At 71.5% G+C, this 22,834-nt stretch carries 21 protein-coding genes; 9 read left to right on the top strand and 12 right to left on the bottom strand.

The genetic code is table 11. The features are described 5' to 3' along the window. The first annotated feature begins 25 nt into the window (after positions 1–25). The gene (locus IEX89_RS07205; RefSeq protein ID WP_188911207.1) at positions 26–832 is read left to right on the top strand and encodes an outer membrane protein; all 807 of its coding nucleotides are present in this window, start codon (positions 26–28) and stop codon (positions 830–832) included. 77 nt (positions 833–909) lie between these two features. Here IEX89_RS07205 and IEX89_RS07200 read toward each other — a convergent pair whose 3' ends face one another. From IEX89_RS07200 to IEX89_RS07175, 6 genes are all read right to left on the bottom strand, one after another. Next, on the bottom strand, positions 910–1,293 hold the full coding sequence (locus IEX89_RS07200) for a type II toxin-antitoxin system VapC family toxin (protein ID WP_188911206.1): 384 nt from the start codon (positions 1,291–1,293) through the stop codon (positions 910–912). Further along, positions 1,294–1,536 (bottom strand): type II toxin-antitoxin system Phd/YefM family antitoxin, encoded by a 243-nt coding sequence (locus IEX89_RS07195; RefSeq protein ID WP_188911205.1) that lies wholly within the window; start codon positions 1,534–1,536, stop codon positions 1,294–1,296. Between the two features lie 85 nt (positions 1,537–1,621). Continuing rightward, the gene (locus tag IEX89_RS07190) at positions 1,622–2,614 is read right to left on the bottom strand and encodes a KpsF/GutQ family sugar-phosphate isomerase (RefSeq protein WP_244645162.1); all 993 of its coding nucleotides are present in this window, start codon (positions 2,612–2,614) and stop codon (positions 1,622–1,624) included. Positions 2,615–2,619: 5 nt separating this feature from the next. Further along, positions 2,620–3,471 carry a 3-deoxy-8-phosphooctulonate synthase gene (kdsA, locus tag IEX89_RS07185; protein ID WP_188911203.1) on the bottom strand — a complete coding sequence of 284 codons (852 nt, stop codon included), beginning with the start codon at positions 3,469–3,471 and terminating at the stop codon, positions 2,620–2,622. A 61-nt stretch (positions 3,472–3,532) separates the two neighbouring features. Further along, positions 3,533–6,628 carry an efflux RND transporter permease subunit gene (locus IEX89_RS07180; protein WP_188911202.1) on the bottom strand — a complete coding sequence of 1,032 codons (3,096 nt, stop codon included), beginning with the start codon at positions 6,626–6,628 and terminating at the stop codon, positions 3,533–3,535. Then, positions 6,625–7,761, bottom strand: coding sequence for an efflux RND transporter periplasmic adaptor subunit (locus IEX89_RS07175; RefSeq protein WP_188911200.1), 1,137 nt, complete (start codon positions 7,759–7,761; stop codon positions 6,625–6,627). Before IEX89_RS07175 ends, IEX89_RS07180 begins: the two co-directional genes overlap by 4 nt. 128 nt (positions 7,762–7,889) lie before the next feature. On the opposite strand from IEX89_RS07175, the gene IEX89_RS24615 reads away from it, so the two are divergent. Then, positions 7,890–8,438 carry a TetR/AcrR family transcriptional regulator gene (locus IEX89_RS24615; RefSeq protein ID WP_188911198.1) on the top strand — a complete coding sequence of 183 codons (549 nt, stop codon included), beginning with the start codon at positions 7,890–7,892 and terminating at the stop codon, positions 8,436–8,438. Positions 8,439–8,649: 211 nt separating this feature from the next. Here IEX89_RS24615 and IEX89_RS07165 read toward each other — a convergent pair whose 3' ends face one another. Continuing rightward, positions 8,650–8,913 carry an RNA-binding S4 domain-containing protein gene (locus IEX89_RS07165; RefSeq protein ID WP_188911196.1) on the bottom strand — a complete coding sequence of 88 codons (264 nt, stop codon included), beginning with the start codon at positions 8,911–8,913 and terminating at the stop codon, positions 8,650–8,652. A gap of 14 nt (positions 8,914–8,927) precedes the next feature. Further along, positions 8,928–12,248, bottom strand: a complete 3,321-nt coding sequence (locus IEX89_RS07160; RefSeq protein ID WP_188911194.1) for a helicase-related protein — start codon at positions 12,246–12,248, stop codon at positions 8,928–8,930. Between the two features lie 277 nt (positions 12,249–12,525). On the opposite strand from IEX89_RS07160, the gene IEX89_RS07155 reads away from it, so the two are divergent. From IEX89_RS07155 to IEX89_RS07125, 7 genes are all read left to right on the top strand, one after another. Continuing rightward, a complete protein-coding gene (locus IEX89_RS07155) occupies positions 12,526–12,852 on the top strand; it encodes a type II toxin-antitoxin system PrlF family antitoxin (RefSeq protein WP_188911192.1) in 327 nt (108 codons plus the stop codon). A gap of 6 nt (positions 12,853–12,858) precedes the next feature. Then, the gene (locus tag IEX89_RS07150; RefSeq protein WP_188911190.1) at positions 12,859–13,362 is read left to right on the top strand and encodes a type II toxin-antitoxin system YhaV family toxin; all 504 of its coding nucleotides are present in this window, start codon (positions 12,859–12,861) and stop codon (positions 13,360–13,362) included. A 66-nt stretch (positions 13,363–13,428) separates the two neighbouring features. Beyond that, complete coding sequence (rph, locus tag IEX89_RS07145) at positions 13,429–14,142, top strand: ribonuclease PH (RefSeq protein WP_188911188.1); 714 nt, start codon at positions 13,429–13,431, stop codon at positions 14,140–14,142. Between the two features lie 14 nt (positions 14,143–14,156). Continuing rightward, positions 14,157–14,798, top strand: coding sequence for a non-canonical purine NTP pyrophosphatase (locus IEX89_RS07140; protein WP_188911186.1), 642 nt, complete (start codon positions 14,157–14,159; stop codon positions 14,796–14,798). Positions 14,799–14,802: 4 nt separating this feature from the next. Continuing rightward, complete coding sequence (locus IEX89_RS07135) at positions 14,803–15,588, top strand: HesA/MoeB/ThiF family protein (RefSeq protein WP_188911184.1); 786 nt, start codon at positions 14,803–14,805, stop codon at positions 15,586–15,588. A 34-nt stretch (positions 15,589–15,622) separates the two neighbouring features. After that, entirely contained in the window at positions 15,623–17,086 is a 1,464-nt protein-coding gene (locus IEX89_RS07130; protein WP_188911182.1) for a sensor histidine kinase, read from the top strand. After that, positions 17,083–18,477, top strand: a complete 1,395-nt coding sequence (locus IEX89_RS07125; RefSeq protein WP_188911179.1) for a sigma-54-dependent transcriptional regulator — start codon at positions 17,083–17,085, stop codon at positions 18,475–18,477. Before IEX89_RS07130 ends, IEX89_RS07125 begins: the two co-directional genes overlap by 4 nt. Positions 18,478–18,486: 9 nt before the next feature. On the opposite strand, the gene IEX89_RS07120 is transcribed toward IEX89_RS07125, so the two are convergent. The 4 genes from IEX89_RS07120 to IEX89_RS07105 all read right to left on the bottom strand — a co-directional run bounded on the left by IEX89_RS07120 (position 18,487) and on the right by IEX89_RS07105 (position 22,701). Further along, positions 18,487–20,757, bottom strand: a complete 2,271-nt coding sequence (locus IEX89_RS07120) for a methyl-accepting chemotaxis protein (RefSeq protein WP_188911177.1) — start codon at positions 20,755–20,757, stop codon at positions 18,487–18,489. A gap of 1 nt (position 20,758) precedes the next feature. Further along, positions 20,759–21,136, bottom strand: a complete 378-nt coding sequence (locus IEX89_RS07115; protein WP_188911175.1) for a response regulator — start codon at positions 21,134–21,136, stop codon at positions 20,759–20,761. A gap of 38 nt (positions 21,137–21,174) precedes the next feature. Then, positions 21,175–22,323: an ATP-binding protein gene (locus IEX89_RS07110; RefSeq protein ID WP_188911173.1), complete on the bottom strand. Its 1,149-nt coding sequence runs from the start codon at positions 22,321–22,323 to the stop codon at positions 21,175–21,177. 177 nt (positions 22,324–22,500) lie between these two features. Continuing rightward, positions 22,501–22,701, bottom strand: coding sequence for a YgaP family membrane protein (locus IEX89_RS07105; protein WP_188911171.1), 201 nt, complete (start codon positions 22,699–22,701; stop codon positions 22,501–22,503). Between the last annotated feature and the right edge of the window lie 133 nt (positions 22,702–22,834).

Below are 22,834 nucleotides of genomic sequence, written 5' to 3'. Positions count from 1 at the left end.
TGGCTCATCCGAAAGAGGTGCTCTCATGATCAGAACCATCCTTCTCGCGAGCGCAGCGTCTCTCGCCCTCACGGGCGGGGCGTTCGCTGCGGATCTCCCGGCCCGTGTCCAGGCCCCGGCTCCTGTGTTCGTGCCGCCGGCCTTCACGTGGACCGGCTTCTACGCCGGTGTGAACGCGGGCGTCGGCTTCAACGCCGGCGACGACCGCGACGACACCGTCGTCGTGGGGCCGAACGGCTTCATCCCCACGGGCACCGTGATTCGCTACGGCGACAACAGCGAGGACGCTGCGTTCACCGGCGGCGGCTTCATCGGCTATAACTACCAGTTCGCGAACAACTTCGTGCTGGGCGCCGAAGCCGACCTCCAGTTCGTCGGTCTCGACGACGACGACATGCGTGGCCCGCTCTCGGTCACCCCGGCGGCTCCGGGCTTCGCCCCGCTGCGTCGCGGCATCTCGGGCGTCGATTGGTTCGGCACGGCGCGTATCCGCGCCGGTTACGCCTTCGATCGCGCCCTGATCTACGCCACGGGCGGTCTCGCCTACGGCGGCGGCGACGCCGCGCGCTTCGAGACGGCGACGGGCGACCGCGTCCTGTTCGAGGACGACGACGTCGGCTTCGGCTGGACGCTCGGCGCGGGTGTGGACTACGCGTTCACGAACAACCTGATCGTCGGTATCGAGGGTCTCTACGTGAACCTCGACCGCGACACGGACACGAACGGCCTCGCCGGCTTCGTCGGTGCGAACCCGATCCCGGCCGCCAGCGAGTCGAACGACGACAACGTCGAGTTCGGCGTCGTCCGCGCGCGTCTCAGCTACAAGTTCTGATTCGCCGCTCCCCCGGGAGCGACGAATGACGAGCGAGCCGGCCCCGCTCCCGCGGGGCCGGCTCGTTGCGTTTGGGGTCAAACGAGACGGACAACCGCGCTGTAACGCGCGAGAACAGCGTCGCGGGTAAGGAACGCGAGATCCTCGGCGATCGCCTGCGCGACGAGCAATCGATCGAACGGGTCTCGATGGATCGCCGGAAGACCCGCGACGGCAAGCACGTGCGCGGCGATGATCGGAAGCTCCTCGTAGCCATTAGCGAGCAAGCCAGCGCGCAGCTCGGACGCGTCGAAGTCGAAGTCGCTTCTCAGTCGGCCTTTGATAGCGACCTCCCAGAGGCTCGCTACGCTGAACACCAGCAAATTCGCAGCGTCGGTCAGAATGGATCGCTCGGCGGTCGAGAGCATCTCCGGCCGGTAAGCCGCCCAAAGCAGAACGTGGGTATCGCAGAGCACGCGCACTCAGCGGCCCTCGAACAGCTCGGCTATCTCGTCCTGCACGGCTGTATCGAAATCGTCCGGGATGTTCGCCCGTCCGCGCAGGAAGCCGATCCGTTCCTCGCGCTTGACGGGAGCCTCTTCCAGCGGTGACAGCTTCGCCAAGGGGCGACCGTCGCGCGTGATCACGACGTGCTCTCCGGATGCGGCCGCCTCGACGGCGAGACGGAGCGCCGCGTCAAGCTCCTTGATGTCGACCGTTTTCATGGCGCGTCTCATTGCATCAGGGCGTAGGGCTCGTGCCCGTCACCGAAGGCAGGGTGACGGACGTTCGCGCGACCGTCAACGCCCCTCAAGCAGCCCCGGTCCGCAAAAGGTCCAGCACGTGGACCAGCCCCACGGGGCGCGCGTCCTCCACCACGACGAGGGCGGAGATCTTGCGGCTCTCCACCAGCTCCAGCGCCTCGCCCAGCAGCATGTCGGGGCCGATGGTGAGGGGACGCTTCGTCATCACTTCCTCGACCCGGCGGGAGAGGAGGTCGTTGCCCATGTTTCGGCGCACGTCGCCGTCGGTGACGATGCCCGCGAGGCGCTCCGCCTCGTCCACCACGATGACGCAGCCGAAGCTCTTCTCGCTCTGGATCGCGAGCGCCGCCGCCATCGGCGTGCCGAGCCGCACCAGCGGCAGGCGCTCGCCGCGATGCATGATGTCCTTGGCGGTCTTGAGCAGCGCGCCGAGCTTGCCGCCGGGATGGTAGAGGCGGAAATCCTGCGCCGTGAAGCCCCGCGCCTCGAGCAGCGCCACCGCGAGCGCATCGCCGAGCGCGAGCTGCATCGTGGTCGACGTCGTCGGCGCGAGACCGTTCGGGCAGGCCTCCTTCGCCTTGGGCAGCGCGAGGCAGATGTCGGCGGCGCGCCCCAGCGTCGAATCCGCGTTCGAGGTGAAGGCGACGAGGGGCACGCCGTGGCGCTTGGCGTAGGCGATGAGGTCGGAGAGCTCCCCCGTCTCGCCGGACCAGGAGAGGGCGAGGATCGCGTCCTCGCGCAGGATCATGCCGAGATCGCCGTGCGACGCCTCGCCCGGATGCACGAAATAGGCGGGCGTGCCCGTGGAGGCGAGCGTCGCCGCGATCTTGCGGCCAACGTGCCCGGACTTGCCCATGCCCGACACGATGACGCGGCCGGGCCTGTCCTTGATCGTCTCGACCGCCTCGGCGAAGGCCGCCCCCAGGCCGTTCGCCAGCGCCTCCTCCAAGGCGACGAGGCCCTCGCGCTCGGTCGCCAGCGTGCGCAAGGCGGGCGCGAGGACATCGCTCTTCGCGTCGAGGGCGGCGTCGGCCCGCACGGCGTTCATCCCGCGACCCCACGGCGCTTCGCCAGCGCGTCGAACGCCATCAGCTCGGCGATCAGCGCCTCCATCTGCGAGAGCGGGACCATGTTGGGTCCGTCGGAGGGGGCGCGCTCGGGCGCCTCGTGCGTCTCGATGAAGACGCCCGCGACGCCCACCGCCACCGCCGCGCGGGCGAGAACGGGGACGAATTCGCGCTGGCCGCCGGACGTCGCGCCCTGGCCGCCGGGCTGCTGCACGGAATGGGTCGCGTCGAAGATGACGGGTGCCCCGGTCGTCGCCATGATCGGCAGCGCGCGCATGTCGGAGACGAGCGTGTTGTAGCCGAAGGAGGCCCCGCGCTCGGTGGCCATGACGTTGGGATTGCCGGCGCCCACGACCTTGTCGATCACGTTCGCCATGTCCCAGGGCGCCAGGAACTGCCCCTTCTTGACGTTGACCACGCGGCCGGTCTTCGCCGCGGCGACGAGGAGGTCCGTCTGCCGGCAGAGGAAGGCGGGGATCTGCAGGACGTCCACAGCCTCGGCCACGGGCGCGCACTGCGACGCCTCGTGCACGTCGGTGAGGGTGGGCAGGCCGAGGCTCTCGCGGATCTCGGCGAAGACCGGAAGCGCCGTCTCGAGCCCCATGCCGCGGGCCGAGCCCGCGGAGGTGCGGTTGGCCTTGTCGAAGCTCGACTTGTAGACGAGCCCGATCCCGAGCCGCCCGCAGATCTCCTTGAGCGCGCTCGCGGTCTCGAGCGCATGCGCGCGGCTCTCCATGGCGCACGGGCCCGCGATCAGCGCGAGCGGCAGGGCGTTGCCGAAGCGCACCGATCCGGCGGCGACGACGGGGGCGGGAGCGGGATTCACCATGCGGCGGCTCTAGCGCTTTTCACGACACCGGTCAAAGCGTGACGGGCCACGCTCCACGTCTTCATTCCGCGGGATGCGCCGCCGGATGGGCGCCGGGCGCGAGGCGCTCGCCGTTCTCGTCGAGCTCGCCCTTCAGCTCGCGCCGCGAGAGCAGCGTGTAGAAGGTCGGCACGACGAAGAGCGTGAACAGCGTGCCCACCGTTATCCCCGAGAAGATCACGAGGCCCATGGAGAAGCGCGCCGCCGCGCCCGCGCCTTCCGCCGTCATCAGCGGCACGACGCCCAGCGCCGTCGCCGCCGTCGTCATCAGGATGGGGCGAAGCCGCAGCTTGGCTGAGGCGACCATCGCCGCCTCGCGGGTCAGGCCCTTTTCGCGCCGCAGCTGGTTTGCGAACTCCACGAGCAGGATGCCGTGCTTGGTGATGAGCCCGATCAGCGTGATCAGCCCGACCTGCGTGTAGATGTTGAGCGTCGAGAGGCCGAGGTTGAGCGGCACGATCACGCCGAAGATCGACAGCGGCACCGACATCAGGATCACGAACGGGTCGCGGAAGCTCTCGAACTGCGCCGCGAGCACGAGGTAGATCACGACGATGGCGAGCGCGAAGGCGATGGCGATGGTGTTGCCCTCGCCGACCTCGAGCCGCGACTGCGCCGCGTAGTCGATGTAGAACCCGTCCGGCAGGACGCGCTCGGCGATGGAGACGATCTCGGCGAGCCCGTCGCCGGTGGAGACCCCCGGCAGCGGCAGCGCCGAGATGGTGGCCGAGTTGAGCTGGTTGAACTGCTCGATCGTCGCCGCCGCGACGCCGGTCTCGATGTTCGAGATCGCCGAGAGCGGGACCATGTCGCCGCCTCGAGAGCGAACGTAGAGCTCGCCCAGGCGTTCGGGATTGTCCCTGTATTCGGCCGGCACCTGCATGATCACGTCGTAGCTGTTCGAATCCCGGTCGAACTGCGAGATCGCCCCGCCGCCGACGAGCAGGCCCAGCGTCGCGCCGACCTGGGAGGCCGGCACGTCGAGCGCCGCGGCGCGGTCGCGGTCGATGGTGACGACGACCTCCGTCGTGTCGAAGGACAGCGAGTTCTGCACGACGATGAAGCGGCCCGACGCCTGCGCCTCCTGGCGGATCTGCTCGGCCATCTCGTAGACGTCGGCGGGCGAGCTCGTCGTCTGGATCACGACCGAGATCGGCAGGCCGCCGCCGGCGCCGGGCAAAGTGGGCGGCGCGAAGACGAAGGCCTCGACGCCGGTGATGCCGGCGATGCGGCCTTGGAGGTCCTGCTGGATCTCCGCCTGGCTACGCTCGCGCTCGGCCCAGTCGTCGAAGGCCCACAGCGCGATGGCCGAATTGGTCTGCCCGCCGAAGCCGACGATGGAGAAGTTCGCGGACAGCTCCGGCAGGTCCTGCGTGCGCACGCGCATCTCGTCGACGTAGGCGCGGGTGTAATCGGAGGTGGCGTAGGCCGGCGCGTTGACGATGGAGAACAGCGCGCCGACGTCCTCCTCCGGCGCCAGCTCGCCCGAGGTCTTGGTGAACAGGAAGCCGGTGACGCCCACGAGCGCCACGACGACGAAGATCGTCACCGCCCGGAAGCGCAGCGAACCCGCGACGCGGCGCTCGTACCAGCCCTCGAGCTTGCCGAAGCCGTGATCCAGCGCGTTCTGGAAGCGGCTGTGGCCGGCCTTGAGCACCCGCGCCGCCATCATCGGCGAGATGGTGAGCGCGACGATGCCGGAGATGAACACCGCGCCGGCGAGCGTCACCGCGAACTCGCGGAAGAGCGCTCCCGTGAGGCCGCCCGTGAAGAAGAGCGGCGTGAACACGGCGACCAGCGTCAGCATCATCGCGACGATGGAGGTGAACAGCTCCTTCATCGACACGAAGGCGGCGCGCGCGGGACTCATCCCCTCGTCGACGTGGCGCTGCACGTTCTCGACGACGATGATCGCGTCGTCGACGACGAGGCCGATGGCCAGCACCATGGCGAGCAGCGTCAGGAGGTTGATGGAGTACCCCATCAGGAGGAGGATGAAGAGCGTGCCGACGAGCGAGAGCGGGATCGCGACGAGCGGCAGCGACACGGCCCGGAACGAGCCGAGGAAGAGCAGCGTGATCACGGCGACGATCACCGTCGCCTCGACGATGGTGCGGAACACCTCGTCGATGGAGGCGCCGATCTGCTCGGTCGAATCGTACATGAGCGTGAGGCTCATGCCGTCGGGCAGCGTCGCCTGGATGGCGGGGATCTCCTCGAGCACGGCGGCCGCCATGTCGAGCGGGTTCGCGCCGGGCGTCGGGAAGAGCCCGATGAAGGTGCCGGGCTCGCCGTTGAAGTTCACGATCGTGTCGTTCGATTCCGCCGCGAGCTCCACCCGCGCCACGTCGCGCAGGCGCACGACGTCGTCGCCCTGGCCGGAGAGCGGCAGCTGGGCGAAGGCCTCGGGCGTCTGCAGCGTCGAGCGCATGGTGATCGGGTAGGTGACGAGCTCGTTCCTCGTGCGCCCGGGGGCGGAGAGGAAGTTCGAGGCGTCGATCGCCTGGCGCACCTCCGCCGCCGTGAGGCCACGGGCTGCGAGCCGCACCGGGTCGATCCACACCCGCATGGCGTATTGCGCCCCGCCGATCACCTCGGTCTCGGCGACGCCCTCGATCGTCGACATCCGCGGGCGGATGACGCGCTCGATGTATTCCGTCACCTGCTCCGCGGTCATGTTCGGGTTCTGCAGGGCGAAATACATCGTCGCGAAGGTCATCCCCGTGCCCTTGACGATGGCGGGGTCCTCCGCCTCGGAGGGCAGCGACGAGCGCACCTCGTTGACCTTCGACATCACTTCCGTGAGCGCAGCGTCCGGGTCGGAGCCGAGCCGCATGTTCACCGTCACGACGGAGGCGGAGGGGCGCGACTGCGTGGTGACGTAGTCGACGTTCTCCGTCGTCGCCACGGCGCGGGCGATGGGGGAGGTGACGAAGCCCTGGATCAGCTCGGCGGAGGCGCCGGGATAGACGGTCGTGACGGTCACGACCGTCTCGTCGACCTCCGGGTACTGCCGCGTCTGGAGCCCGAACAGGCCCTGGAAGCCGAGCAGCAGGATGAGGAGGCCGAGCACCGTCGAGAGGACGGGGCGCTTGATGAAGATGTCGGACGGGCTCATCGCGCGGCGCTCTCGGCTGCGGGGGCGGTTTCGGAGGTGGGGGCGGTTTCGGAGGCCTCGCCCGCCCCGTCGATCACGACGGGCATGTTGTTCGAGAGCCGGTTCTGGCCCGCGGTGACGATGCGCTCGCCCGGCGCGAGGCCCGACACGATCTCGATCAGCCCGCCGGCGCGCCGTCCCGGCTGGACGAAGACCTGGTCGAGGGCGAGGCCCTCGCCCTCCTCGGCGGGCACGATGCGGAAGACGTAATCGCCGTAGAGGCTCGAGACGAGCGCCGTCTGCGGCACGGCGACGACGCCCTCCTCCTGCGGCAGCACGATGGCGATGCGCACGAACTGGCCGGGCGTGAGGCCGCCGGCTTCGTTCGACACCGCGCCGCGCACGGCGAAGAGGCGGCTCGCCGGGTCGACCCGCGGATCGATGCCGACGATCTCGCCGGTCATCTCGCCCGAGACGCCCTCGCCGGAGACGCGGATGGGCTGGCCGATCGCCACGTCGGGCAGGCGCTGCTCGGGCAGCGTGAAGTCGACGCGCATCGTGTCGAGGTCCTGGAGCGTCGCGACGATCGTGCCCGGCGTGATGTACTGGCCGAGGTCGATGCGCGGCAGGCCGATCGTGCCGGAGAAGGGCGCCACCAGCCTGCGCTGCTCGAGCACCGCCACCGCGCGGGCGAGCTGCGCCTCCGAGGAGCGCGCCGCAGCCTCGGCGTTCGACACGTTCACCTCGGTCCCGGCGCCGCGGCTCTGCAGGTCGCGGGCGCGGGCGAGATCCTGCTCGTCGAGGGCGAGGCGCGTGCGCGCGGCGTCCACGTCCGCCTGCTGCACGGCATCGTCGAGGCGCACGAGGAGCTCGCCCGCCTCGACCTCCGCGTTCGACGTGAAGGCGATCTCGCGCACGATGCCGCCGGCCTCCACCGTCAGCTCGACGCCCTGCGCGGCGTTGACCGTGCCGATCGTCTCGATGGTCGGCTGCCAGGTCTCCGCCTCCAGCGTCGTCGCCGACACGGTGGCGGGCTGGACGGGCATGTTCGCGAAGAAGTCCGCGATCATCCGGTCCCGGAACAGGTTGAAGCCGACGAGGCCGCCGCCGACGAGCGCGACGAGGACGATGGCGATGATGAAGCGCAGGATCATGGGGTCGGGCTCGATCTCGGAGTGTCACGCGTGCTCGAAGTGTCACGCTTGCACGCGGGCGGCCGCTGAGTGTACCGTCCGGACGGTTGGGAACTGGACCGTATGAGCCCGCCTGTCAAGGAGCAGCCGTGACGAAAGGGACCGAAAGCACGCGTACGCGCATCCTGCGCGCAGCCCAGGAGATCGCGCAAGAGGTCGGTCCCGCATCCGTCTCGCTGGAGGCCGTAGCCGCGAAGGCCGGCGTCTCGAAGGGCGGGCTGCTCTACCACTTTCCGTCCAAGGCGGCGCTCTTGCGCGGCCTCGTGGAGCACCAGCTCGCGCGTTTCGAGGCGGCGCTCGCCATCGAGGAGGCGAAGTCTCGTCACGATGGCGTGATCGCCGCCTATCTCGAGACCTTCGTCGCCGAGCGCCTGTGCAAGGCGCCCCCCAGCGCCGGCATGCTGTCGGCGCTCGTCGAGGATCCCGCGATCCTCGAGCCGGTGCGCGGACGCGAGCGCGGCTTCCTCGACGCCATCCGCGAGAACGCCGCCGACCCCGACCGCGCCACCATCGCGTATCTCGCCCTCCACGGCCTCGCCGCGACCCGCCTTCTCGCCATCGACGTGCTGGAGGAAGACGAGGTGGCGGCCGTGCTGGACCGGCTGAGGTCGGAGGTGGGGGAGGGGGGAGGCGGCTGAGGGATGTCGTTCCGGGCCGCGAAGCGGACCCGGTATCCGGAACGTGTGAGGGTGGGGTCACGGCGCGCGGGAGCGCGTCCGTCCACCGGGGGCCGATGCAGGCGTTCGGTGGCCACGCGCGCTATCGCGCGCGCTAGAGCGAGCACCTGTGTTCATGGGTCCCGGGCCGCCGTTCGGCGCCCGGGATGACAAAGAACGCTCTCCCCCATCCTCACCCCGCTTCCTCGTAGAGCGTCTGCGCCTCGGTCGCGGGGCCGCGGCGCTCTCCGAGGTCGAGGACGCGGATGGCGGTCGTCACGTGCGGGGCCGCCACGGTGAGGACGTCGCCGATGGCGATGCCCTTGGCCGGGTTGGTCTGGCGCTGGCCGTTGACGCGCACGTGGCCGGCCTCGACGAGCTTGGCGGCGAGCGTGCGGGTGCGCGCGAAGCGCGCGTACCAGAGCCACTTGTCGAGGCGCTGGCGATCCTCCCGCACGGCTCAGGCGCCCATCACTTCTTCTCCTCGAGCTGCGCCTTGAGCGCCGCGAGCTTGGCGAAGGGCGAATCCGGATCCGCCTGCTTCTCGCGCCGGGGCGGGCGGCCCTGCTGAGGCGCGCCGCCCTTGCCGCCGAAGGAGCCGCCGTTGCGGCCCTCCCCGCGACCGCCGCCGCCGCGCGGCTGGTCCGCGCCGCGGAAGGGGTCCTTGCGCGGTCCGCGCGGGCCGTCCTTGCCGTTGCGGCGACCCTCGCCGCCGCCCTCGCGGGCGCGACGGGCCTCGCCCTCGCCCTCGCCGCGGGGGGCCTGGTCGCCCGCACTTCCACCCCTGCCGTCGCGACGCGGGCCGCGCGCGTCGCGACCGGGGCGCTCGCCGCGGCGACCCGGCCGGCCGCGACCTTCACGGCGACCCTGGCGCCACACGACGATCGTCTCGTGCTGCGCGGCCTCCGCCGGCGCGGCCTCGCCGGCCTCGGAAGCCGGCTCCGTGACCGCCTCGGCGACCGTCTCGGCCTCCGCCTCGGCCTCCGTCGCGGACGCCTCGGCGGGAGCCTCGGCCGCTACCGGCTCGTTGGCGGTCTCGAGCGCCGCGGGGGAGACCTCCGCCTCCGCGTCGCCCGCAACCGCGTCGCTCTCGGGCGCGTCGCTCTCGGGAGCAGCGCTCTCCGGCTCTGCGCCCACGGCCTCTTCGACCTGCGGCGCCTCGGCATCCGCGGATCCCTCGACCTCGGCCGGAGCCTCGCTCGCACCCTCGGCCGAGACCGCGTCCGTGCTGCCCGCATCACCCTCCGCCGCCGGCTCGCTCGCCGCCGGCTCGGCCGCGACGGGCGCGATCGGCTGGGTCGGGGCGGGCTTGAGGATCGGCGAGGTGATCGCCGGGCCCGGGCGCTCCTCGGAGACGTAGCCCAGCGACTTCAGGATCTGCGCGAAATCCTCGCCGGCGCAGCCGACGAGGGAGGTCATCGCCACCGTCCCCACGAAGCCGTCGCCCTCCGCGGCGCCCGCCGGTGGCTCGCCGACGGACTGGCCGGGCACGTAGGCCATGGCGGGGCGGATCAGGTCGGCCAGGCGTTCGAGGATGTCGACGCGCACCGCCCGCCCGCCGCAGACGCGAAAGCCCGCGGAGCGGTAGAGCCCCTTGGCGACCTCCGTGTCGACCGGGATCGAGGTGCGGCCGGAGGAGGCGAGCGCCGCGATCTCGTCGATGCCCTTCTGGTCGAGCCCGCCGTTCTTCAGCGCCCAGAGCTGCGCCGCCAGCGTGCGCGGCGCGGGCTTCATCAGGGCCGGCAGGTAGAGATGGTAGGCGCCGAAGCGGATGCCCTTCTGGCGCAGGGCCGCGCGGGCCTGCTGATCGAGCCCGCGGACCTCCTGCACCACGCGCGCGCGTTCCAGCACGCCCAGCGCCTCGGCGATCTGGAAGGCGATGCCGCGGGCGATGCCGGTCAGGTCGGCTGGCTCCTCGAGATCGAGGAGGGGGCCGAGCGTGCGCACCACGTGCGCCTTCATCCAGGCCTGCAGCCGGGCCTCGACCTTCTCCAGCGCGCCGCCGGTGAGGTGCTCGTCGGCGATCAGGCGGATGCGCGGCTCGAACAGCTTCTCGCCCGCCTCGAGCTTGGCCACGGGCTCGCCCTGCCACCGGATCGTGCCGTCGTTCGACAGGACGAAGGACGTGTCCGCCGCGGTCGAGAAGCGGTCCGCCCGGGCCTCGATCTCGCTGGCGAGCCCCTTCACGGCGGCGTTGCGCAGGGTCTTGGCTTCGTCGCTGGAGGCGTCCGGGTCCGGTACGAAGACGAACCCGGACAGGCGCCCGACGTGCTGGCCCTCGACGCTCACGTCGCCGCTCGCCGAAATTTCCGCTTCAAGCATCGCGTTCTCTCTCAAGCGCCGCATCAGCACGCTGGTCCGCCGGTCCACGAACCGGCTCGCCAGCCGCTCGTGCAGCGCGTCCGACAGCTTGTCCTCTACCGCACGCGCCACGCTCTGCCAATGCTCCGGATCGCCCAACCAGTCCGGTCGATTGGCGACGAAGGTCCAGGTGCGCACCTGTGCGATCCGCGCCGACAACGTGTCGATGTCGCCGTCGGTCCGGTCGAGCAGCGAGACGTGCCGCCGAAACCAGTCGTCGGGAACGGCGCCGTCGCGCATCAGGAAGAGGTAGATGGCCGAGACGAGGTCGGCATGCGTCTGCGGCGACACCTTCCGGTAGTCCGGCACCTGGCAGACGTCCCACAGCCGCTCGACGTTCGCCCGGCCGTTCGCGTGGTGGCGCACCGAATCGTCGCGGGCGAGGATCTCTAGCGCCGCGACGTCCTCCGCCATCGGCGCGCGGGTCAGCCCCTGCTCCTGCGGCACCTCCGCCAGAGAGCGCTGGAGAGCGTCGAGGGAGCGGAAGTCGAGATCGGGATTGCGCCATTGGAGAATGCGCGCCGGCTCGAAGCGATGCGCCTCCACCGCCTCGACGAGCTCGACGTCGAACGGGTCGCAGCGCCCCGACGTGCCGAACGTGCCGTCGTTCAGGTGGCGCCCGGCACGGCCCGCGATCTGCCCGATCTCGGAGGGGTTGAGCTTGCGGAAGCGGAAGCCGTCGAACTTGCGGTCTGCCGCGAAGGCGACGTGGTCGACGTCGAGGTTGAGCCCCATGCCGATGGCGTCGGTGGCGACGAGGTAGTCGACGTCGCCCGACTGGTAGAGCGCGACCTGCGCGTTCCTGGTGCGTGGCGAGAGCGCGCCCAGCACCACCGCCGCCCCGCCGCGCTGGCGGCGGATCAGCTCCGCGATGGCGTAGACCTCCTCCGCCGAGAAGGCGACGATCGCCGTGCGCGCGGGCAGGCGCGAGAGCTTCTTCGAGCCCGAGAAGGTGAGCTGCGAGAGCCGCGGGCGCGTCGTCACGTGGATGCCGGGGATGAGCGCGCGCACCAGCGGCTCCATGGTCCCCGAGCCGATCAGCAGCGTCTCGTCGCGACCGCGCTGGTTGAGCAGGCGATCGGTGAAGACGTGGCCGCGGTCGAGATCGGCGGCGAGCTGGATCTCGTCGATGGCGACGAACGCGAGATCGAGGTCGCGGGGCATCGCCTCCGCGGTGCAGATCCAGTAGCGCGGGTGCTTGGGCTTGATCTTCTCCTCGCCGGTGACGAGGGCGACGGCGTCCTTGCCCGCGCGCTCGACGACGCGGGCATAGACCTCGCGCGCGAGAAGCCGCAGCGGCAGCCCGATCATGCCGGACGAATGCCCGAGCATCCGCTCGATGGCGAGATGCGTCTTGCCCGTGTTGGTCGGGCCGAGGACCGCGGTCACCCCGCGCGAGCGGGCCTGCGGCGGAAGGGAGAGGCGTGGCATCTGGCGGGGAGCTGGATCTCGGGGGCGGTCGCCTGGGAACGAGCGCACGGAACGGGCGTCGAACGAAACGGGGGCGAATCGGCGATTCCACCGGAATCCGGATTCGTTCTCGCGAGTGCGGCTCGCTCGCCTCCCCATATGGGGTCGGCTGGCGCCATTCCTAGAACGGATCGCGCGCGAGCGCGAGGGGGGCGTTGCACGGGCTGGCGGGTTGCGGGCACAATGCGTTCGCATTACCTTCTGGGCAAGTCAGCACTCATTGCGAAGAGGTTGTTCGATGTCGGCGCTCAAGGAAGAAACGTCGAAGCTGACCGATCGCTACCAAACGACCGTGCCGAGCGGGGTGCGCAGGCAACTGGACCTTCGGAAAGGCGATCAGATCCGCTACTGCGTCGAGCCGACCGGCCGCGTATACATCGAAGCGGTTCGAGACGAGGAAGTTGATCCGGCGCTCGGAGCTTTCCTCGATCTTCTCGAGGCGGACATCGCAGCGCATCCCGAGCGGCTGCGTCCGCTCAGCCGCCAATGGATGGATGAGACTGCAGCGATGGTCGAGGGCATCGAGGTCGACCTCGATGCACCGCTCGATCCGGAGGACGGTTGAGGCGACGTGGCGGCCGGGGCCGAGATTGTCGAGAACGGGTGGACGATCATCGCCCATCCGCTCTTTGCAGAGCAGCTGGAGCTGTTGCGTGGCGAGTTCCTGGAAGACAGGCGCCGCGATCCCGAGGGCTATCGACGACGTGCGAGCACCAAGCGTCTAGTGGCTGTTCTCAAGCTTGCTCGCGAGCGTATCCCCGCGGACCCTGGCCATGCGAGCTTTCGTCAGGGGAAAACACTGGGAGCGGACCGGAAGCATTGGTTCAGAGCAAAGTTCTTCCAGCAATACAGGTTGTTCTACCGCTTCGACAGTAGAGCCAAGATCATCCTCCTCGTGTGGCTGAACGACGATTCCACGCTGCGGGCCTACGGGAGCCGTACGGACGCTTACTCAGTCTTCAAGGCCATGCTCGACAGAGGCGATCCACCAAACGACTTCGACAAGCTCCTCGCCGAGGCCCGAGCGGATGCGGAACGGCGGATCGATCTGTTCCGCGATCCGGATAAGGAATAACCCCGCGCCTTGCCCCGCATTCCCGCGAGGCGTAAGACGCGAGCCGCCAACAACGGAGATCCCATCATGCGGCCCTCGAAGCGCGCGCCCGACGAGATGCGCCCCGTCACCCTCGAGCGCGGCGTGGTGCGCTACGCGGAGGGCTCGTGCATGGTCACCTTCGGCGAGACGAAGGTCCTGTGCGCCGCCTCGCTGGAGGAGCGCGGGCCCGGCTGGCTGCGCGGCACCGGCAAGGGCTGGGTGACGGCGGAATACGCGATGCTGCCGCGCGCCACCCACGAGCGCACGCGCCGCGAGGTGAATTCCGGCAAGCCGTCCGGCCGCACGCAGGAGATCCAGCGCCTCATCGGCCGCTCGCTGCGCGCCGTCGTCGACCTGCACGCCATCGGCGAGCGGCAGATCGTCGTCGATTGCGACGTCATCCAGGCGGACGGGGGCACCCGCACAGCCTCGATCACGGGGGCCTGGGTGGCGCTGCACGAGTGCTTCGCCTGGATGATGAAGCGCTCCATCATCTCGGTGAACCCGCTGCGCGACCACGTCGCGGCGATCTCCTGCGGCATCCACCAGGGCAAGCCGGTGATCGATCTCGACTATGCCGAGGATTCGGCCGCGGAGACGGACGCGAACTTCGTCATGACGGGCTCGGGCGGCATCGTCGAGGTGCAGGGCACGGCGGAGGGCAAGCCCTTCTCCGAAGAGGAGCTGCTCGGGTTGCTCCGCCTCGCCAAGGCCGGCGTCGCGAACCTGGTCGAGAAGCAGAAGCAGGCCATCGCCTGAGAGGAGCGCGAGAGATGCCCCATCGTCGCCTCGAAGGCCCCGTCGTCATCGCCACCCACAATGCCGGCAAGCTCCGGGAGATGCGGGAGCTGCTCGCCCCCTTCGGCGTCGAGGCGACCTCGGCGGGCGAGAAGGGCCTGCCCGTGCCCGACGAGACCGGCCACATGTTTTCGGAGAACGCGGCCATCAAGGCCCACGCCGCGGCGAAGGCGACGGGCATGCCCGCCATCTCCGACGATTCCGGCCTGTGCGTGCTCGCCCTCGACGGTGCGCCCGGCCTGTTCTCCGCCGACTGGGCCGTGGACCGCGATTTCGGCCGCGCCATGGAGCGCGTGAAGCACGAGCTCGACAAGCGCGCGGCGACCGACATGTCGGCCTGGTTCGTCTCCGCCCTCGTGGTGGCCTGGCCGGACGGGCACGAGGAGCTGTTCGAGGGCCGCACCCGAGGCGCGTTCGTCTGGCCGCCGCGCGGAAACGCCGGCTTCGGCTACGACCCGATCTTCCAGCCCGAGGGCGAGAGCCGCACCTTCGGCGAGATGAGCGCGCAGGATAAGCACGGCATCGACTGGAGCGACCCGCAGAGCGGCCTCTCGCATCGGGCGCGCGCCTTCCGCAAGCTCGCGACCGCGATCCTCGGGCCGCGCCGCCAAGGGTGAAGTCATGGCGCTCGCCGAGGACGAGATCGCCCGCTACGCCCGACACCTCGTCCTCCAGGACGTTGGCGGCCCGGGCCAGGCGAAGCTGAAGGCGGCGCGGGTCCTCGTGATCGGCGCCGGCGGCCTCGGCGCGCCGCTGATCCAGTACCTCGCGGCGGCGGGGATCGGCACGATCGGCATCGTCGACGACGACGTGGTCGATCTGGGCAACCTCCAGCGCCAGGTGATCCACGGCACGCCGGACGTGGGGCGCTCGAAGGTCGAGAGCGCCGCGGACGCGGTCGCGCGCCTCAACCCGCACGTCGCCGTCGAGGCGCATGCGATGCGGCTCGACGCGGCGAACGCCCGCGCGCTCGTCGCCGGCTACGACTTCGTCGCCGACGGCTCGGACAATTTCGCCACGCGCTACGCCGTCTCCGACGCCTGCTTCCACGAGGGACGCCCGCTCGTGACGGCGGCGCTCGGCCAGTTCGACGGGACGCTCACCACGATCCGCGCCCACGAGCGCGGCCCCGACGGGCGGCCGAACCCGACCTATCGCTGCCTCTTCCCCGACGCACCCCCGCCGGGCACGATCCCCACCTGCGCGGAAGCGGGCGTCCTGGGCGCGCTCGCGGGCGTCATGGGCTCGATGATGGCGATGGAGGTCGTACGCGAGATCGTCGGCTTCGGCGAGGGGCTGGTGGGGCGCCTGCTCATGGTGGACGCCCGCGCCATGCGCTTCGAGACCCTGCGCTATGCCTGGAACCCGCGAAACCCGCTGAGCGGGGAGGGCGCGGCCTCTTCCTGATGACAATGCGAGGGCGCGCTCCTAGAAAGGTGCCATGCGCATCGCCTCCTCCCGCCGCTGGCCGCTGACGCTCCTCCTGCCGCTCGGGGTGTCGATCACCATGTTCGCCGTGGCGGTGGGGACGACCCAGATCGGTCTCGCCATCCTCGAGAGCCGCGAGGTGCGCGCGCTCGAGGCCAAGGCGACGATCTTCCTCAACGCGCTCGCCGGCGTCGTCGCCCCGCGCCTCGACGGTGGGGAGGCGGCGGTGGCCGATCTCCTCGACGATCCGCTCGCCTTCCGCGAGACCATGGCCGAGGAGAGCCTCGTCGCACGCTGGCGCGGCCCGGACGGCGAGACGCGCTCGGTCTCGCGGGGCGATCCCGGCGGTGCGGACATGGCCCAGGCGCTCGCCGCCATCGCCGCCGCGCCGGCGGGGGCGGTGACCTTCACGCGCGCGGAGCCCGGCGTGCGCGCCATCATCGCGCGCGCCTACGAGGTGGAGGGCACCCGCCTCGAGCTCGTCGCGGCGCTCGACGCGAGCGACATCGTCGCCGAGCTCTCCCGCGACGAGGCGTGGGCCATCGTCATCGACCTCGTCCTGGCGAGCATCGCCGCGCTGTTCACCTTCGTGATCACCCGCCGCGCGGTGGCGCCCCTCGACGCGCTGGCGAGCGAGCTCGTGAGGCAGGACGGTTCGGGTACGGCGCAGCCGAGGCGGGTGAGCGCCGAGATCTCGCGGCTGCGCGAGGCCATCGCCACGCGGCTCGAGGCGGAGGAGGCGCGCAGCCAGGCGCTCGCGGATCTCGGCGAGAAGGAGCGCGACGCGCTTCTGGCGAAGCTCGCCGCCGGCCTCGCCCACGAGGTGCGAAACCCGCTGGCGGGCCTCCTCAACGGCGTCTCGACGCTGCGGCGCTTCGGCGACAAGGAGGAGGTGCGCGCCCAGACCCTCGATCTCATCGAGCGGGGGCTGCGCTCCATCGAGCGCGTGGCCGACGCCATGCTCTCCACCTACCGCCCGGCGCCGGGCCGCATGCGCTTCTCCCGCGAGGATCTGATGGACATCCAGCTGCTGGTCGCCCCGGAGGCGCGGCGGCGTCACGTGGCGCTCGACTGGAGCGTGGAGGACATGCGCCCCATCGCCGCCGACACGGACGCGCTGCGGCAGGTCCTGCTGAACCTCCTGCTCAACGCCTGCAAGGCCTCGCCCGACCACGGCCGCGTCGGGCTCTCGGTCGGCCAGGACGCGGGCGCGACGACCTTCGTCGTGTCCGATTCCGGCGAGGGCATGCCCGAGGACGTCCTCGCCTTCGTCACCTCGGGCCGCAGCACCACGCCGTTGACCAAGGGCAAGGGGCTCGGCCTGTGGATGGTCTCGCGGCTCATCGACGATCTCTCCGGCCAGATCCGGGTGGAGAGCCGCACCGGGGAGGGCACGCGGGTCATCGTGCGCTTGCCCGTGGGGCCGCAGGACGAGGCGATCGGGGCGCCCGCGCGCGCGGCGGAGGCGGCGTCGTGAGCGGGCGCGGCTTCATCCTGGTGGTCGAGGACGACGAGATCCTGGGCGCCTCCCTCGAGCAGCGCCTCGCGCTGGAGGGCTGGCACGTGCGCTGGGCGAAAACCTGTGCCGAGGCGCTGGAGGCGGTTGGCCGCCAGACGCCCGACGCCGTCATGTGCGACATCCGCCTGCCCGACGGCGACGGCGAGAGCCTGATGCGCGGCGTCTTCGCCCGCGCCGGCGCGGTGCCGACGATCTTCATGACCGCTTATGGCGGCATCGATCAGGCGGTGCGGCTCGTGCGGATGGGCGCGCGCGACTACGTGGCGAAGCCCTTCGAGATCGACGAGGTCGTCGACAAGCTCGGCGCCGCCACCGCGGGTGCCGATGCGGGGGAGGCCGCGGGCGCCGCGCGAGAGGAGTCCGACGCCGGCGATCCCTTCGCCTCCTTCGGCCTCTCGCCTGCAACGGCCGCGACGCGGCGCACGCTGGAGCGGGTGGCGGACGTCGACCTGCCGGTCCTGCTCACCGGCGAGACCGGCACGGGCAAGGAGGTCGCCGCGCGCTTCCTCCACGCCACGAGCCGGCGCGCGGCCGCACCCTTCCTCGCGGTGAACTGCGCGGCGCTCGCGCCCGAGCTCGTGGACAGCGCGCTCTTCGGCCACGAGAAGGGCGCCTTCACCGGCGCCTCCGAGCGCCGCCTCGGCCTCGCCGAGACGGCGGGGGAGGGGACGCTCTTCCTCGACGAGATCGGCGAGCTCGACGCGAGCCTCCAGGCGAAGCTGCTGCGGCTCGTGCAGGAGCGCGAGCTGATGCGGGTGGGCGGCACGCGTCCCATCCCCTTCACCGCCCGCCTCGTCTGCGCGACCCATCGCGACCTCGAGGCGGAGGTCGCCCGCGGCGGCTTTCGCGAGGACCTCTGGTACCGCATCAACGTGCTGACCGTGCGCATTCCCCCGCTGCGCGAGCGCCCCGACGAGATCGCGCCGCTGCTCGCCCGCTTCGCCGCGGAGGCCGGACCGCGGCTGCGCGGTGTGCGCATCGCCGTCGCGACGGATGCGGAGGCGGCCGCGCGGGGCTACGATTGGCCAGGGAACGTGCGCGAGCTCAAGAACCGCGTCGAGCGCGCGGTCGCTCTGTGCGAGGGCGCGGCGATCGAGGCCGCGGACCTCTTCCCGGACGCGCGCCCCGGCTCGCTCGCCGCAGCCTCGGCGCCCGCGGCGGCGACGGCCCCGGCGCCCGCCGAGGGCCTCACCCTCGCCGAGGTGCGCGAGGCGGCGGAGAAGGCGCATATCGAGGCCGTGCTGCGTGCCACGGGCAACGGCATCCAGGAGACGGCGCAACGCCTGGGCGTCTCGCGCACCACGCTCTGGGAGAAGATGCGCCGCCTCGGCATCTCCGTCGACGGCTGAGGCGAGCCGTCAGGCGGCCGCGAGCCAGCGTGCGGTGCGTTCCAGGCTCTCGCGATCCATCGGCAGCTGCAGCGCCGAGCGACGCGGCGAGATCTCCGCGACGCGGGCCTTGACCGTGCCGAGGCCGGGCAGCGTCACGGTCACGCTCTCGCCTGGGCGCGCCGCGAGGCCGGGATCCATCTCGACCAGCGCCGGCGACATGCGGAAGATCCGCCCGCGCCAGGTGCCGCTCTTCGTCTCGACGCTGGCCTCCAGCTCGATCGCCCGCCGCTCGATGGCGTCGCGCAGCTCCGAGGTGGAGATCCCCTCCAGGAAGGCGAGGACCTCCTCGGAGAAGTGCTTCGTCTCCGCCTGCAGCGCGCCCGCCGCGCGCTGCACGTCGTCGGAGGCGGCGCGCGCGCCCATGCCGGTCTCGCGCACGGTCTCGATCTCGGTGAGAACGCGAGCCGCCTCGTCGTTGACCTCCTGCACCGCACGGGCGATCTCGCCCGTCGCCGCCTGCTGCTCGACGGTCGCGGCGGCGACGCTCTGGGAGACGCCGTCGAGCTCGGCGATCACCTCCGCGATGCGCAGGCTCGCGGCCCCCGCGCGATCGGCGGACGCGCGCACGGCCTCGACCGCCTCCGCCACCTCCTCGGTCGCGCGCGTCGTCTGGCCGGCGAGCTGCTTCACCTCGGCCGCGACGACGGCGAAGCCCTTGCCCGCCTCGCCGGCACGGGCGGCTTCGATCGTGGCGTTGAGGGCGAGCAGGTTCGTCTGCTCGGAGATGGCGCGAATGGCGTCGACGACCGACGAGATCCGCCCGATGGTCTCGCCGAGGCGCCCGACGTCCTCGCGCACCTCGACGGCGACGCCGGCGGCGCGGCCCGACAGGCCGCTCGCCTCGGTGACGCGGCTGGAGATCTCGTCGATGGAGGCGGCGAGCTCCTGCGTCGCCGCGGCCGCCGCGCGGATGCTGTCGGCGGTGCGCCGCGTGATGGTCGCGACGACGTCGGCCTGGGCGAGGTTGCGCTCGGCGGTGTCGACCATGCCGCGGGAGGTGTCGCCCATGCCCTGCGAGGCGCGCTCCAGATGGCCGAGGACGCCGTCGACGGACTTGCCGAACATGGACACGAGCTGGTCGATCTCGTCCTGGCGCCGCCGCGCCGTATCGCCCGCGACGCGCTGAGCCTCCTGCAGGCGACGGCGCTCCCGACCGGCCTCGTCGAAATGGGCGAGCGCGCGCGCCATGGCGCCGACCTCGTCGGCGCGGTCGCGGTGGGGAATGTCGATGCCGTTCTCCTCGGCGGCGATGCGGCCCATCAGCGCCGTCATCTGGCGGATCGGGCGCGCGATCGCACGGGCGAGCCAGAGCCCCACCAAGCCGGCGAGGGCGACGCCGACGCCGATCGCGACGAGCGTCAGCCAGAACGCCTCGGCCTTGCGCGCGGAGAGGAGCGCGGCGGCGCGTGCCTCCTCGTCCTTGGCGGCGATCGCCATGTCCCGCGCGGCCGCGACGACGGCGCCCACGCGCGTCTCGAAGAAGGTCGCGGCGGCATCGCGCTCGTCGGCGACGACGGCCTCCAGGCGCTCCAGCCCATCCGCGAAGGAGGCGATGAGCGGGGCCGCCTCGGGCGTCTCCCATGGGCCGCCGGCGAGACGCTGGTGCGCCGCGATGGTGGCGGCGATCTCGGAGCGCGCCCGCTCCAGATCCTCCACTTGGAAATCGTCGAGATAGCGGTTGGCGTAGTCGCGCGCGAGCATCAGCGAGACGGCGGCCTCGACGAGGCTCGCCAGCCCGTCGACGTCGCCGGCGCGGTGGGCGGCCTCCATCGAGCCGGAGAGCGCGCGGCGCGCCGCCGTGCCGCCCTCGCGCAGCACGTCGTCGACGAGGGCGTTGCGGGCGTTGCGCAGGGCACCGAAGGCCTCGAAGCTCTCGCGGGTCGCCGAGACCTCCTCGCCGGCGCGGGCGAGGGCGGCGGCGTAGTCGCCCTCCGCCAGCGTCCCGGCCTCGATGATCGCCGTGCTCACGCCCTCGTAGACGCCCAACGTCGCCCGGAAGCGCGCCTCGCTGTTGCGCGCGACGTATTCCTTCACGGAGCCGACGAAGCCCGCCACCGCGAGCTCCAGCGCCTGCGCGCGCTCCACCTGCTCGGCGGCGCGCTCGTAGGCTGAGAAGCTCGTGCCGATGTCGTCGAGGCTCTGCAGCGTGCGGCCGCCCACGACGGCCATGATCAGGAGGATCGCGCCGAGGCCGGCGCCGATCTTCCCGGCGACGGAGAGTTCGCCGAGCCGCTTCATGTCAACGCCCGCCGACGAGGGCCGTCACCGCGGCCTCGAGCTCGGTATTGTCGAAGGGCTTGGGCAGCACGCCGTCGGCGATGGCCTCCGCCACGATGAGCGCGTCCGCCGCCGGCACGAGCGAGCCACCGCCGGAGATGGCGAGGACCTTGATGGCGCCGCCGCCGGGGATCTCGCGCAGGCGCTCGATCGTGTCGATGCCGTCCATGCCGGGCATCAGCATGTCGGTGACGACGAGGTCCGGGCGCACCCGCGCGGCCTTGGCGACGCCGTCGGCGCCGTTCGCGGCCTCCTCGACCTCGTGCCCGTGCCGCTTGAGGCTCGCGACGATGGAGCGGCGCACGCCCGCCACGTCGTCGATGACCAGGATGCGTGCCATGCTCGTCTCGCTCCTCTTCTCGTTCATTCTCGGGTGGGTCACGCGGCGCGCGCGCCCGATCGGCCGGTCTCGATGTCCTCAGGCTCGTCCGCCGCCTCGGCGAGGGGCAGGCGCAGCGTGAAGCGGCTGCCCACGCCCACCGCGCTCGCCACGTCGATGCGTCCGCCGTAGCGCGTGACGTCGGCGTGGACGAGGGCGAGGCCGAGCCCGGTGCCCTCGCCCAGCGGCTTCGTCGTGAAGAAGGGCTCGAAGACGCGCTTCGCCACGTCCGGCGCCATGCCGCAGCCGGTATCCGCCACCTCGATCACGAGCTCGCCGCCCCGGCGCGCGGCGCCCACCGACAGCACGCCGCCGGCCTTGCGCATGGCGTGGACGGCGTTGCCGGCGAGGTTGGCGAGCGCGCGGGCGAGCGTGGCCGAGCAGATGGTGAGCGAGCCCAGCGCCTCGCCGCGGGCCAGCGCACCTTCGCGCACGAGCATGATGCCCTCCGGCAGCGTCGCCGCGAGGGGCGCCAGCGCCCGCTCGATCGCCTCGCGCGCATCGATCGGCGCGTGCACCGGCGCGTCCCGGCGCGAGAAGCCGAGGATGGCGCGCACGGTCTCGCGGGCGGCGCGGGCGTGGTCCTCGATGAGGCCGAGCCAAGCCCGCTCGTCCTGCGCGCTCTCGGGGAGGGCGGGGCGGATCAGCTCGGGGAAGGAGAGCATCGGCTGGAGGAGGTTGTTGATCTCGTGCGCGACCCCGCCCGCCAGCGCGCCCAGCGCGCGCATCTTGGCGTCGTGGGTCTCGCGCTCGGCCTCGCGCCGCTTGGCGGTGACGTCGACCTGGAGCCCGACGAAGGCCGTGAGCGCACCGGCGGCGTCCCGCACCGGGGTGATCACGAGGGCGTTCCAGAACGGCTCGCCGTTCTTGCGGTAATTGAGGACCTCGAGCTCGATCGGCGCGCCGCGCGCGAGCGCCCGGCGCATGCGATCGGGCGCGTGGGGATCGGTGTCGGGACCCTGCAGGAAGCGGCAATTGCGCCCGAGCACCTCCTTCGCCGTATAGCCGGTGGTGCGGGTGAAGGCGGGATTGACGTAGACGAGAGGGCGATCCGCCCGGCGGGCGTCGGCGATCGTCACGTTGACCGGCGTCGCCTGGAGCGCGGCGAGGAGGAGGGGCGCGGCGTCGTCGATCCCTGAAAACTGCACGGCAGGCTCCCTCGATGCACGCGTGGGCGGCAGTCGGAGGAGCTTACGGTAAGGAATATTACGAATGTTAAAGTTTCAGCCCGCCCAGGAGTGAGGTGAGCGGCGCGAGCCGTTAAGCCGCGTTAACGATCCCGCGGCGCGCCTCGGGGGAGAGGGCGCGCCGCGCGTCGCCGACGCTCAGAACGCGTTGCCCGGGCGCAGGCCGAGCCGCTTCATCACGATGGCAGCCGGGCAGAAGCCGGTGAAGGCGGACTGGATCAGGTTCAGGCCGACGAAAGCCGTGAGCCAGACGAAGTGCGGCGAGACGGTGTGGGTGAGGACGAGCGACACCAGCACCATGAAGCCGGCGAAGACGAGGACGGCACGGTCGATGCTCATGAGGAGGCTCCCGAGGCACGAGATCAGTGGAAGGGGCGGCGTGCCCGCTTCGGATACGAATATTAGAATACACTGATGCATCTGCCGTACAAGGGCCGAGGGCCTCCGTGCGAACCCGCATGCGCCCCGCTGC

The sequence above is a fragment of the Salinarimonas ramus genome (assembly GCF_014645695.1).
GTDB classification, from domain to species: Bacteria; Pseudomonadota; Alphaproteobacteria; order Rhizobiales; family Beijerinckiaceae; genus Salinarimonas; species Salinarimonas ramus.
The sequence above is the reverse complement of the archived record's forward strand: the minus strand, read 5'-3'. Positions and strand labels throughout refer to the sequence as shown.